Source organism: Undibacterium sp. GW821-FHT07F11, from assembly GCF_059418665.1.
In genome coordinates this window covers 119,467-132,091 of sequence record NZ_JBWKQH010000001.1, presented here as the reverse complement: position 1 = coordinate 132,091, position 12,625 = coordinate 119,467, and the positions used below count along the sequence as shown (strand labels likewise).

The following is a 12,625-nucleotide window of genomic DNA, read 5'->3' as shown; positions in this document are numbered from 1 at the left end:
ACCTTGAAGAATGAAGAGTTACAGGATGAAGTGTGGCTATAGAGTGTGACTATAGCCAGCCCGCATCACTGGCAATCCTGTAAGCTTCACCACGGTTTCTTACATGCAGCTTGCCAATGGCATCTGACAGGTAATTACGCACTGTGCCTTCCGATAAATGGATTTGCCTGGCAATGTCGGCATTGCCAGCGCCTGAACCTGCCAGACGCAGTACCTGGCGTTCGCGTTCTGATAAGGGGTCGTGCGGGCCGTTCCAGCCTTCCATGGCGAGTTCTGGTGCAATCACGCGGCCACCTGACTGTACCGTGCGGATTGCGGTTGCCAGACTGTCTGAGGGCGTGTCTTTCAGGATGTAGCCGCGCACGCCACTGGCAGTGGCACGGCGCAAGTAGCCAGCGCGGGCGAAGGTGGTCAGCATGATGACTTTGCAAGGCAATTTTTGTTCTGCAATACAGGCAGCCAGTTCAAGCCCTGTCATGACAGGCATTTCTATGTCAGTTAACAGGATGTCAGGGCATTCTTTCTGACAGACTTCCAGTGCCTGCTGGCCATTCTTTGCCAGCGAGATGACTTGCATATCAGGCTCAAAACGCAGCAGTGCAGCAAGCGCGCCTGATACCAGTGCATGGTCTTCTGCGATCACGATGCGTATCATGTCGCACCTTTGAGAGGGAGAAAAATCTCTATGCTCAGGCCATTGACATGATGGATGTTGACTGTTCCTTGATGAGCATGTATGCGTTCTGTCATGCCGCTTAAGCCGCAGCCTTTCTTGATGGTGCTGCCTGCCTGGATAGCACCGTTGTCTGCAATAGTCAGCTTGATATTTTTTGAATCAGAAGACAAGGTGATTTTGCATTTGCTCGCCTTGGTGTGCCGGATAATATTGGTAACGGCTTCTCTTAAAGAAAGTGCGATAACATTTTCCATTGACAGGGGGATGCTGCATTGCTCAATCAGGGAAATCAAGTGGATATTGGCCGCCTGCAATGTTTTTTTTGCAGTAGCCAATTCTGCATTCAAACTGCTCGCACGGCAGTTGCGCACGGTGGTACGCACTTCTCTCAAGGTGTTACGTGCACTGTGTTCTATGTCGATCAGTTCATGGGCGCAAGCGCTCAGGTCAGTTTTGATCAGCTTGCGTGCCAGATCAGCCTTCAAGGCGATGACTGACAGCGTATGGCCAAGCACATCGTGAATATCGCGTGAAATTCTTTCGCGCTCAGCGAGGCGGGCATGGTTTGCTACTTCTTCCTGTGTACTTAGAAATTTTTCGTCTGTGCGTGCAGACTTTTCCAATAGTATGCCTACCAGGCCAACCGGCATGCAAAATAACAATGTTGGTATTAGAAAATCAGAAGGCAACTGCCAGGCAGCATCAGCCATCAATAACATTGCGCAAACTATATACAAGACTGCATAGGCAGAGCGGGGATTTTCAATGCGCGAGCACATACCGACACCGACCATGACAAATGCGGCAGCACCTGCATTATAGTTAGCCCACAATATACCCGTGATGGCGGCAACGATAATGCAGGCCACCAGGCGGCGGTCATCAAACTTTAAGCTGTATTCAAACAATAGTATGAAACCGGCCAATGTCACGGTTACCATTAGCAGCTCGCCAGTGTGTGGAATAGTTTTTGTATATTTCAACAAAAACCAGACTAGCAAGATCAACCAAAAAAAAGACGTGGTGTTATCCCTGGTATCTCCGTTTTTTCTTTTGCGGTTTGATAGCCTCATTGAGGCAGGGATAAAATCACCAGTCTTTCCAGATACAAAGTTCACTTTGACATTCCTCTTAAAGAGAGTACAAATTTTTCTTCAAGCGGCGACAGTAGCACGTGATGCCGTAATCATCACATTCGCCATCACACCATATACTGTTGCCCAGGCATCTTTGGTATCGTTGGTAAAGCGATCGCCCAGACCTTGCCCCAGTGTTTTTAACAAAGCAGCACCAACTGTCTGATAGTGGGATTCTTTGACTCCGTAACCATCGTGACGCACGGCCAGGCCTTGCAGCACCGGCACCAGATTATCCAGGTCATTGAGTTTGCCAACAGCTGCACCTATCATTTGCATGAGTTTTTTCCCCTGCTCTGTCATGTCACCTCTGAACATCGGCTTCAGTGACGGATCTGCTGCAAACAAATTCTGATAAAACAAGGCAGCTGCCTGAGGGGCAATTGTCGCTACTTGTTTCCATGAGTCTTGTACGAGTGTGACGGTTTGTTGGTTCATTTTAAATCTCCGGTTGAAATGGCAGTTGGTTTGTTGAAAGTTTGTGTTTAGTCTGCAGTGGCAGCTTTGCTTTGGTACATCTGCAAGTCAGCAGCTTGCAGCCAGGCCCGGGGCGGGCCAAGAGCGGTATTTACTTCAGAAAAACCGAGAGCAAATTCCAGTGGGATAGTGATATGTTGCTGCTGCCAAGTTATCTGTAAGACAGGGCTGGCTTCCAGTAGTTTGCTGACTATCTGCTGGGTCTCTTCAGCATTGGTATGCGGCAAAATCACGGCAAATTCATCACCACCAAGACGACCAAGAATGTCGGTTGAGCGCAAATTGTTTTGCAGATAGACAGCGATGAGCTTTAATGCCTTGTCACCGACATCATGTCCATAAGTGTCGTTGATCTGTTTGAAGCGATTCATGTCCAGCATGATCAGCGTGGTTGGCACCGCATAACGTACCCATCGGTCCCAGGCCATATTCAATTCTGCAATGAAGCCGCGACGATTCAATAATCCAGTCAGGATGTCAGTGCGGTTTTCAATTTCCAGATCGGAAATAAAACGCTTCAGGCGTGAAATTTCTTCCAGTAATACAGCCGTGGTCTTGCTTTCATTTTTACCGGCCGGTGCGGAACATATGAAATCATGTTGATATCTTTTGTAAAATAATTTTTGTGAAGTTTGCATAAAAATTCTTTTCATAAGCAGATGAATATTCGAACTCATTTCATAAATAGGATGAGATGCGTTTGCCTCATAACGCAGTCCAGCACGCGTTATGAGGCAAACCCTTCGGGAACTGACGATTTGGGTGAATTGCTGCGTTGTGCCGCTTGCTAAGGCAGACGCCTTAGCTGCGCGTCACGCCTTGCACTGCACCCCAAATCGCCTTGTTCGCACTCATCCTATTTATGAAATGAGTTCGAGTCTGCCTAGTATTGATTACAGACGGACGCATTGTTAGATACAAGGCAGTGCTTTCTGTATGAATACAAGAGTGTTCAGAAAGTACAGCGTGCTCAGATGCTCTTATGCAGTATCAGACAGTGGTGTATAAATGCGCCTGATCATGCCTTGGCATGGGAATAAGTATGTTGGAGAGCGGATTTTGCAGATAGATACAAGCAGGGATCTTGTCGGTAGATACAAAATAAAAAAGCGGGTAAGAGCCCGTTTTTTTTACTGCTTTATTCACATAAAAAAGCGCTAATAGAATCCACGCAGATAAAAGCAAAATGCAGTCAGTGACTGGCGCAGGGGATCAGTCAGCGGGATTGACGTATTTACGCAAACGCCGTTTGAGACCAGCGCAATCTGTGGTGTCTCAGCTTCATCCAGCAAAGGCCAGTTGGCGCGGATTTGTGTTTGTATTTCTTCTGAACTGATCTTGCCTGGCAAGGGTAGCCAATAGCTATAGCCACCTGGCATATCGGCCAGTTTGACGGTATTGCCGAGCACCAAACGCAGTATGGATAAATATTCACCGGTGCGTGTTTTTAATTGCTGGCGGTATTTGCGCAAGTGCGGCACATGGCTGCCCTGGGCCAGAAATTCTGCCAGAACAAGTTGTGATAATTCATTGACACTGCTGGCCGATGCGCTTTTCAAATATTCTATGCGTTCACGCCAGCTACCCGCCGCCAGCCAGCCTATGCGCAAGCCGGGTGCCAGGGTTTTAGAGCAGGAGTTGACGTAAATGACATTGCCTTTGAGGTCAAAGGATTTCAAGGTCAGTGGCCGTGCACCATCATGTTGCAAGTCGCCGTAAACATCATCTTCTATGATGGTGACGCCATGCTTTTCTGCCAGTCTTAGCAGATTGCGTTTCACTGGCAAAGGCATCAGTGCACCGGTTGGAAAATGGTAATTGGCGACCAGCAGAAAAACCTTGGGTGGGTCGTCTCCTTCAAGTATGGCCTGTACTTCCGCCAGAAAATCTGGCGCGTCTACGCTGCTGTGCACGGTTACCGGTGTCAGGGTAAAGGTTTCCAGCAGACGGCTATACAGAACGCTGACGGGGGCCTGCACCAATACCTTGCTTCCAGCTTCACTGGTTGCCCGCAAGGCCAGTAACAGGGCTTCTGTCGCACCCTGTGTGACGATTAATTCTTCTTCCTTCAGAAAACAACCATTCTCAGCACTGCGTTTTGCCAATTCAGCACGCAGGCGAGGATGGCCATAGGCGTGGGCATGGCGCGTAGACAGAAATGGGTGGCGGCGTATCACACTGCCCAACAGACTTTGCCAGCGTTGTTGAGGAAACAGGTCTTCAGCTGGCCCCCACTTCAGTACGCTGGCAGACATGTTTTGCAAATCTGCCTGAGTATGTGGCTGAGAGGTTGATATCTCTTGCCGGGCTGGTGGTTTGACAAAATAGCCTGCCTTGCCACGTGGTTCGACCAGGCCTTTTTCTTCCAGGGTATGCAGGGCATTGGTGACAGTCGCCAGGCTGAGCTGATGTTGTTGCATGAGTTCGCGTACTGAGGGCAGGCGTGCATTGACGGCCAATTTTTTGCTCAATATCGCATCAGCCAATTCATCTGCCAATATTTGATACTTGTTCTTTGTCACAAAAAATCCTCAATTTTGCAAGAATTTACCAGGCCATCCGCTGATGTAATAAGGGGAAGGCAATAGAATCTGATGAAACTCGCAGTGCAACATTGCCTCCAATACTTATAACATATCCGGTACAGGCTTGAGTATCAAATAGTGATTTTGCCCATGCATACTGAAGTATGTATTTGTCTGTATAGCCAGTTTCTTCTATGCCAGTGACGATACCGGATATACTTAACATCTATTCATTCCAAAGTCCAAAGACTGTTAACCCTGAAAACAAGAGCCCTACCGATGACCAAGGCACCATCAGCACCAACTTCTCGTGCACCCAATAAAGCTCAGATGGCCGCAGCTGAACAATGGCTGATGACTATTCAAGGCGAAATCGCTGCGTTGATCACATCGGGCTGGGCTGCGGCAATTACTGCGCCTGGTGATCTGGCTGTTGATTTTTATCGCAAGCTGTTTGCCGCTGCACCAGCGGTGATCGAGTTATTTTCCGGTGACATGACAGAGCAACAGGGGCGCTTGACCCACACGCTTGAAGAAACCGTGGCACTGGTACATCAGCCCGAGCAATTGCTGTTGCTATTGCGCGCTTCCGGCGTGCGCCATCATCATTATCAGGTTCAGCAGGCTTACTTTGGTGTGATGCGCAATGTCCTGATTGATACCCTGGCAGAACGCGGCGGTGCCAGGTTTACTGCCGCGCATCGCAGTGCCTGGGAAGGCTTGTTTGATCATATGGCGACGGTCATGCGGCATGGCATGGCCAGCGCTGCAAAAAACTAAGCTATATATACAAAGTAGTGCACAGGTTTTACGGTGACGCCTTGACGCGTTCCCCTGCACTGTATTGGCCGGTTTTATCTGTCGCATCAAAATTGCCGTTAAAGCGTTCGACCATGGCAAAACTGGGCGCATCTGCACCCTTTAGCAGTTTCCCATAATAGAAAACCTGGCGTGAAGTTTTTGCATATCCCATCGCCAGATACTGCAATGAAACTACATCTTCTTTGCTGATGACATCACCATGGTAATAGGCTTTGTTGCCATCAAGGGCATAGCCTTCTTCTATTACTCTGAATGTTTCGTAACTGACGCTCCTGAGACTTCCGCCCACATTGAATCCATCGACGTAGTAAATTTTTGACCGGTCTTTTGCATAGTGTGCATCCAGCGCTGTGAAAGTAAGGCCGTCACTGCCTGCAATCTCAGTTTCACGGTAGTAGCCACGTAATTTGTCTTTTGCGAAGAAATGTTCCAGCAGGACGAAACTGTCAATATCCTGCACCGGCACGATCTTGTCTTGTCTGAAGAGATGTGATTTATCTCTGGCCAGATAACCGTCGCTCATCATGCGGAAGCTGGCTGGGTCAGCATCCCTGATTTCTTTGACGACAGTACGTTTGATGCTCCAGTATTCCTTGCTGTCACGCTCGGTATCGCAAAAAAACACCATGGACTTATCCTTGGCATAGTATTTACTCAGCACCTGGAAACTGGCACTGTCACTCGCATCATTGCCGTTAAAAATCGGCACGCCTCTGTAATAAGCGTAACGCGCATCTTTGGCAAAATAGTCATCTATGGGTGTGAAATTGACGAGGCCATTCTGGCTGTCCATGACAGTGCCGTCGTAATGCCATTTGCCATTCTTTTTATAATAAGCTGATTCATTACCGCATCCGAACAAGAAAGAGATGATGCCCATTAATATGATCCAGGGTGGGTATTTTCTGATTTTCCTTAACATCTGTCTGAACCCGGATTCATCAGACTGCGCAGATAGCTTGCATGCTTTACCAGGCTGGCGATGCCGCCAGGGCCATGTATTGGTGTCTGGCTAATACTGTTTGCATACGAAGCCTGCAATTCTGCATGTACGGTTTCAGGGTCAATCTGGCAGCGATAACGGAAGAACAGATTGGCTTGGTGGCCTGCAAAGTGCTGCGTTACATTTTCCGCTGCATCTATGATCATGCAGGGATCTTGCCATTGCTGGGCCAGTACACCTATGGTCTTGAACTGGCTCCCTGAAGATTCTATCATCCACGTTGCTTTGCCGCCGCTGATGGATGGCAGGAAATTGCCTGCGCGGATTTGCTCGAGCAAGCTTGCCAGGCTGGTGTTGGCAGGGATGGCGATGTTTTCGGCATGTGACACGGTGTCATCGCCTGCATGCACACTGTCCCTGTCGATACGTATGTGCAGCATGGGAGGCTCATGATTGTTATGCTGTTCGCGCTGAGCCAGCAGCGAACCAGCTGCCTTGCCTGCGATGAACAGGATGGCCAGCGGCCACATGAACATCAACGACAAGCCAAAAATCCAACCCAATACAGCGCTGCCAAACAGGTTTGCCAATAGCAGGCTAGCTATTGGTGCGCCGAATACAAAAGCCATGATCCAGCCAAGGTAGGAATGTTCGCCAGTACCAGGTGGCTTGCGCCGCCAGCCATACACAAAACCTGTTACGGCCAGGCCTGTTGCCAAAAATGCCCAGTCAGACATCGTAATTCTCCTTGATTTTGCGCTTCGTTTGACGATGCCTGACGTTGGCAATATGGATCAGAATGCTGCAGAGACACCGTCTATACGGTCCAGACGGATGACGATGCGGCTGGCTTGCTGGTTACGTCCGATGACATATTTTTCTTCCAGCGCAGTGACCACCATGGCGACATTGTTGCCGCTGGTATGGATGGTAATGCCCTTGTTTTTCTCTTTGCTTTCTAGCAGGGTAGAGCGCAGCTGGTCTTTTTCATTGGCGGAACTTGGATCGGCAGCACCCGCGCTGCCAGTGGCTACGACGGAGGTCAGCACCAGTGCCTGTATCAAGTGGGTCAGTTTCATTCGGGTCAGTTTGATCATGATGCATGTCTCTTTCTTGAAGGATTGAAATTAAGATTGGATAAGTTTGCACCTGCGCTGTCGTCCGGAATAGATACAAGCCTTGCCCTAGTGCATGGATACAGGCGAGATGCAAGTTAAAAAAGAAGGTTTTCTCAGATTTTTCTTTCCAGCATCCTTTCAGATGAATCAGCAAGGCAGCCTGTTTGCGACAGAATCTATTTTCCGTATCAGGTCTTCACAAACAGAGTCTGCATTCAATATGCTCAATGTCATATAAATACCTGACGACCGACACTTATTTTATGAACGCAGACTTGTGATGATACTCGCCAGATTTGAAATCCGCATATTCAATTTTTTGCGACAACATTCATTTGATTTCATTTGCCTTCATTTGTAAAGTCGCGTCGTCAGGAGGAATGGTATGAAAATGCATCAAAAACTGTATCAAAAACTGCATCAAAAGCTGATCAGGGTACTGGCTTTTGGCTTTTGTCTGGTTGTCGTTTCAGTGACCGCAATTTCACTGTCTGCACAGACAGCAAATGCAGTCACTACCCCGGCTCGTATAGGGTTCTCATCCAAAACCGTGGGTTTTGAAGCCAGCAATGCGCGCAATGCTGGTTCCTTGGAATATGCGCTCATCGAATTTATAAGCGAGACCGGCGCGACAGACACATCAGTGGCCATCACGGTCAGCAGCAGTAACCCTGCGCTGATGACAGTCAGCAAGGTCGCTGTCGCTAATGCACTAGGCAATTATTTATTGGCAGTGCCTGCCAATGCACCCTCAGGCAGCGCCACTATTACAGCCAGCGCTACTGTAGCGGGTGTTGTTTATAGCCGCTCACGGGTTTTTGTCATCACGGCAGCCAGCACAGGCATACCGCCTGCTTCCGGTTCATCTACCATCATCAGGGCAAGCACGCCGACCATGAATGCAGATCAGTCTGCCTGTGCTGCCATCAATTATTATGATGTAGGTGTGGGCAAGACCTATACCGCCTTGGGCCAACTGCCGTGGAGCCAGTTGAAAGGCTGCGACACCGTCAGGATTTATGCCAAGCCAAACAATGTGCCTTACCATGAAATGATATTGATTTCAGCGGGTACCAATCTGGCGCCAACTGCTGCGAATAAATTCATGCGTGTTATCGGTGTGCCTGACCCCGTGACCGGTGCGCGTCCCATCATTGATGGTGCGCCAGATGCCCAGGGCAAGCTGGCAACACAGTTGGAGACACTGCCAGGCCAGGCTGCACGCACCCTGCAATATCATGACAATGCGAGCACCAGTCGCGCTCTGTATAAGCTGGGCCTGGTCATGGTGGGGCCGCAGGCTGGTTACAACTACAATAATGGCCCGGCGGGTTATATCGGCATTGAGAACCTGGATATCCGCAACTCTGTATATGGCAATTCCTTCTCTGATGCGCAGGGCAAGAAAACAGACAGTTATGCTGCCTTCGGCACCTGCCTGTTTGTCGAAGCCGCAGCACATCTGGTGGTGAAAAATAATGTCATGCACAATTGTGGTAATGGCCTTTTCATTAATTCAAAAAACGGCACGCTGGTGGAGTTGTCGCAAGATGTGCTGATCGAAGCTAATACCTTCTACAACAACGGCAATGCACCTGTCCCCAATGTGACTAACGGCTACTCTGAGCACAATAGCTATACAGAAGCGCGCGATATCATCTTCCAGTACAACTATTTCGGTGATGTGCGCCCGGGTGCTTTTGGTGATTGTTTAAAAGACCGTTCATCGGGTCTGGTTGTCCGTTACAACACCTTTGCGTCAAGCTGTGGACTGCAACTGCATCTGATGGATTCTACTGGTGGTAATGCACTCATTTATGGTGAGCCAAATTATGCATCGACCTATGTCTATGGCAATCTGTTTGATGTGACGCCGGGTAGCAATAGTACCAACCTGGTCAATTATGGCGGTGACAGTGGTCTGACGGCAAATTATCGTCAGGGCACCCTGTTCTTCTACAATAATACGATGGTGGTAAGAGGTGACGCTACCCATGGCATTTATCCAGAGACGCTGATGTTTAATCTGGGCATGCCCAATGCTGTTGCCGATGTCAGGAATAATCTGTTTTATGCATTACCAGTCACGCCGGGCTCGCCAGGTAAAGTACAGGCCATGGCACTGGGCAAGGGTACCGTCAATATGACAAATAACTGGGTTTCGCCAAATGCTGCGCAGTATTGGGTCGGGCATCTGACAGGTGCTGTCGTGAATGGCTGGAATAGCAATCTGGGTGCCAATAATAATCCGGTATTGGCGAACGTGGCACAGCATGATTATCGCCCGGCAATTGGTTCGCCTCTGATCAATGCTGGCAATGGTCTGGGTAATCTGACATCCAGTTTGCTGCCAGTGGCACAACCCGGCGCTGCGATCTTGCGCAAGCAGGATGGCATGATCGATATTGGTGCCTTTGAATTTTGATGACAGGGAAAGCCAGTATTAATTGACGTTCTCTGATGGAAAAAGCCCCACAGTGCTACAGCAATTATGGGGCTTTTGTATGACAGTATTTTTTATGAGCAGGTCGTCACAGGATTGCCGCAATATGAGCGAGGAGGCATCCATCCCTTCATGTTTTTATATTGTATCTCCAGCAATTCGCCATGGCAGCTTTGCACTGATGCACCTGCATCGGCAGGAACTTTTCCTGTCATGGCACTTTGCGTAAGCGGGTTGGCACGCAGGCTCACACTTGTCCGCGCATTGACGCCAGTCAAGGGTGCGAATACCCAGCCCTCGCCTTTGAAATACACCTCGCCACCCATGCCACTGACCTGGCGAACACGCAGCCATTTCCCGGCTGAGCCTGTGATGTCCATTTGTGAATCGCTGTCTTTGATGCTGGCCAGCACCTTGTGTTCGGAGCCCGGGCCGCTGCGGATATTGCTGCCCCTGGTGTCAGGATCAATGGAAAAAACTTTGAGTTTGCATGCGGTCACTTCAGGCTCGGCATGTACCACATTGCCGTACAGCGCGCCCATTACAAGCAGAAAACTGCAAACGGTGCTTTTTGATAGAGAGAATGGTGTATTCATGGTCACCGCAGACAGGTGCAATTGGATTAAGTGGATCAGAAACAAACTCAAAAAAGTCTAGCACGCTTTATTCAGGGCAAGACAGAGATTGAGGCGGATAAGGCAATTGAAAATGAGAATATGACATTAGTCATACATTCTTGTGACAAGGAACACTTACTGCAGACCATGAACTCTGTGACCATGCGAAGTACTTGACTGCTGTAGTCACTTATTCATCTCTATCTGGGCACTCCCAATGTTGAACAAACTTAAATGCCTGTTATTGGCAAGCAGCTTTTATTTCTTATCCAGCCCGGCTGTGCAAGCGCAGGAGCTGACGCATCTCGGTGTACCCGCCGCCCGCATGATCGCCATCAACGGCAACAAATCTTTTTATGGCGGCGGTATCGCACAATGGAGTGTGTGGCAAGGTGGCCAATTGCCGCCAGGGACTACCAGTTCATATTCCGTCCCTAACGGCTATTCACTGGTGATACTGGAGATAGAAACGATACAGAATCCATTGGCACTGGCGGGCACAGCCACCTTGTATCTGAGCCCGCCCGGACAAGCAAATTCTGGCATTGTCACCCTGGCACGGGTGCCGCTGGAGGCCAGTACCGGCTATCCCATGAAAACCCAGTTACTGGCAGCTGGTATCCGTGTTCCCGGTGGTTATGGCATGTTCTGGAATGCTTATGTTCCACAAAATGGTGGTAATGCAACGCTGAGCTGGATCATGCGGGGTTACCTCGTCAAAGAGTGAAGCAGTCAGGGCTTGCCGCTTTGCCAGTGTCTTTTCGTGATGACAGCTTATACTATGCGTCATCACCAAATAAATAGATGCCTGCGCAATGACAACCACGAGCAACCAGAGAAACACGATCCTGCAAGCGACTGATCTGACTTTTCATTATCCCGGCCAGCCTTTGTTCACCAACTGGTCTTGCGATATACCCGCAGGCATTACGCTGGTTCTGGGTGGTGATGGTCGCGGCAAGACCAGTTTGTTGCAATTGCTGGCAGGTGACTTAAGTGCACAAAGCGGGCAATTACAGATTAAAGATGCACCTTTGCATGCACAGCCTGATACCTATCGCAGCCAGGTATTCTGGGTAGACCCACGTACAGATGAGTTTGACCAATTGCCTGTGCCTGAATATTTCGCTACCGTGCGCAGCGCATATCGAGGGTTTGATGATGCTGTTTTGGCGCAAGCCATTGAGGGCCTTGGTTTGACTCCACATATCAACAAGCAGATATTCATGCTGTCTACCGGGAGCAAACGCAAGGTCTGGCTGGCCGCGGCTTTTGCTGCTGGTGCCACAGTCAGTTTGCTTGATGATCCCTTCGCTGCCCTGGACAAGTCATCCATTGATTTTATTGTGGGTATGCTCAATCAATATGCGTCAGATACCGCAAAGGCCTGGATACTTGCCATGTATGTCAAGCCGCAAGGCCTGCCTTTGTCTGACCTGATAGAGCTGGGCGACTGAGCTTTAATGTGCAGCATTGGGATAGCTGACAATAATGCTCAACGGCACAGTCCCCACTTGTTTTATACCAACTACTGCACCCTTGTATAAGTAGGCGGCCATGCCAGTTTTTAAAGCTGCAGTCTTGCCGTCTGAACTGACTATGCCTTCGCCAGAAAGCACGTAATAAATTTCGTCATGGGCAATTGGGTGCAAACCTATCTCTGCCTTGGGATGCAGGATGCGTTTCCTGAATTCCATGCTGCGTGGTGCAGGTGCGGCATCACTGATGCGGTAAGCCGTTGACATGCCAATTGCACCGTGCGGTGGTGGCTCATCACGTTTGACATCATCCTCATTGATGACGACCATGGCATGCGCAGTGTCTGCGGGTGTGGCCATGCATAAGCGACAGCCAGCGGCAAGTATGCA

The 12,625-nt window shown here is 49.3% G+C and carries 14 protein-coding genes; 4 read left to right on the top strand and 10 right to left on the bottom strand.

Features of this window, described 5'->3' with window-relative positions:
- Window positions 1–49: 49 nt before the first annotated feature.
- From AC07OI_RS00540 to AC07OI_RS00520, 5 genes are all read right to left on the bottom strand, one after another.
- A complete protein-coding gene (locus tag AC07OI_RS00540; RefSeq protein ID WP_492703724.1) occupies window positions 50–655 on the bottom strand; it encodes a response regulator transcription factor in 606 nt (201 codons plus the stop codon).
- Window positions 652–1,617 (bottom strand): sensor histidine kinase, encoded by a 966-nt coding sequence (locus AC07OI_RS00535; protein WP_495255936.1) that lies wholly within the window; start codon window positions 1,615–1,617, stop codon window positions 652–654. The genes AC07OI_RS00540 and AC07OI_RS00535 overlap by 4 nt, the downstream gene beginning before the upstream one ends.
- A gap of 213 nt (window positions 1,618–1,830) precedes the next feature.
- Window positions 1,831–2,250 (bottom strand): globin family protein, encoded by a 420-nt coding sequence (locus tag AC07OI_RS00530; RefSeq protein ID WP_495255935.1) that lies wholly within the window; start codon window positions 2,248–2,250, stop codon window positions 1,831–1,833.
- Between the two features lie 47 nt (window positions 2,251–2,297).
- Entirely contained in the window at window positions 2,298–2,927 is a 630-nt protein-coding gene (locus AC07OI_RS00525; RefSeq protein ID WP_495255934.1) for a GGDEF domain-containing protein, read from the bottom strand.
- A gap of 519 nt (window positions 2,928–3,446) precedes the next feature.
- Window positions 3,447–4,811 (bottom strand): aminotransferase-like domain-containing protein, encoded by a 1,365-nt coding sequence (locus AC07OI_RS00520; RefSeq protein ID WP_495255933.1) that lies wholly within the window; start codon window positions 4,809–4,811, stop codon window positions 3,447–3,449.
- A gap of 333 nt (window positions 4,812–5,144) precedes the next feature.
- Here AC07OI_RS00520 and AC07OI_RS00515 point away from each other — a divergent pair, with 333 nt between their 5' ends.
- Window positions 5,145–5,594: a globin domain-containing protein gene (locus tag AC07OI_RS00515; RefSeq protein WP_495255932.1), complete on the top strand. Its 450-nt coding sequence runs from the start codon at window positions 5,145–5,147 to the stop codon at window positions 5,592–5,594.
- A gap of 28 nt (window positions 5,595–5,622) precedes the next feature.
- Here the strand turns inward: AC07OI_RS00515 and AC07OI_RS00510 are convergent, their stop codons facing one another.
- From AC07OI_RS00510 to AC07OI_RS00500, 3 genes are read right to left on the bottom strand one after another with little or no spacing between them, the layout of a single operon-like run.
- Window positions 5,623–6,516, bottom strand: a complete 894-nt coding sequence (locus AC07OI_RS00510; RefSeq protein WP_495255931.1) for a DKNYY domain-containing protein — start codon at window positions 6,514–6,516, stop codon at window positions 5,623–5,625.
- A gap of 35 nt (window positions 6,517–6,551) precedes the next feature.
- A complete protein-coding gene (locus AC07OI_RS00505; RefSeq protein WP_495255930.1) occupies window positions 6,552–7,316 on the bottom strand; it encodes a hypothetical protein in 765 nt (254 codons plus the stop codon).
- Between the two features lie 57 nt (window positions 7,317–7,373).
- Window positions 7,374–7,676 (bottom strand): hypothetical protein, encoded by a 303-nt coding sequence (locus AC07OI_RS00500; protein ID WP_492703717.1) that lies wholly within the window; start codon window positions 7,674–7,676, stop codon window positions 7,374–7,376.
- Window positions 7,677–8,082: 406 nt separating this feature from the next.
- Between AC07OI_RS00500 and AC07OI_RS00495 the strand changes: the two genes are divergently transcribed.
- Window positions 8,083–10,122 carry a right-handed parallel beta-helix repeat-containing protein gene (locus tag AC07OI_RS00495; RefSeq protein ID WP_495255929.1) on the top strand — a complete coding sequence of 680 codons (2,040 nt, stop codon included), beginning with the start codon at window positions 8,083–8,085 and terminating at the stop codon, window positions 10,120–10,122.
- Between the two features lie 92 nt (window positions 10,123–10,214).
- Here the strand turns inward: AC07OI_RS00495 and AC07OI_RS00490 are convergent, their stop codons facing one another.
- Complete coding sequence (locus tag AC07OI_RS00490; protein ID WP_495255928.1) at window positions 10,215–10,736, bottom strand: SH3 domain-containing protein; 522 nt, start codon at window positions 10,734–10,736, stop codon at window positions 10,215–10,217.
- A 238-nt stretch (window positions 10,737–10,974) separates the two neighbouring features.
- On the opposite strand from AC07OI_RS00490, the gene AC07OI_RS00485 reads away from it, so the two are divergent.
- Both AC07OI_RS00485 and AC07OI_RS00480 read left to right on the top strand, forming a co-directional pair.
- Window positions 10,975–11,484 (top strand): hypothetical protein, encoded by a 510-nt coding sequence (locus AC07OI_RS00485; RefSeq protein ID WP_495255927.1) that lies wholly within the window; start codon window positions 10,975–10,977, stop codon window positions 11,482–11,484.
- A gap of 88 nt (window positions 11,485–11,572) precedes the next feature.
- Complete coding sequence (locus AC07OI_RS00480) at window positions 11,573–12,214, top strand: ABC transporter ATP-binding protein (protein WP_495255926.1); 642 nt, start codon at window positions 11,573–11,575, stop codon at window positions 12,212–12,214.
- A 3-nt stretch (window positions 12,215–12,217) separates the two neighbouring features.
- On the opposite strand, the gene AC07OI_RS00475 is transcribed toward AC07OI_RS00480, so the two are convergent.
- Entirely contained in the window at window positions 12,218–12,595 is a 378-nt protein-coding gene (locus AC07OI_RS00475) for a cupin domain-containing protein (RefSeq protein ID WP_495255925.1), read from the bottom strand.
- Window positions 12,596–12,625: the final 30 nt, after the last annotated feature.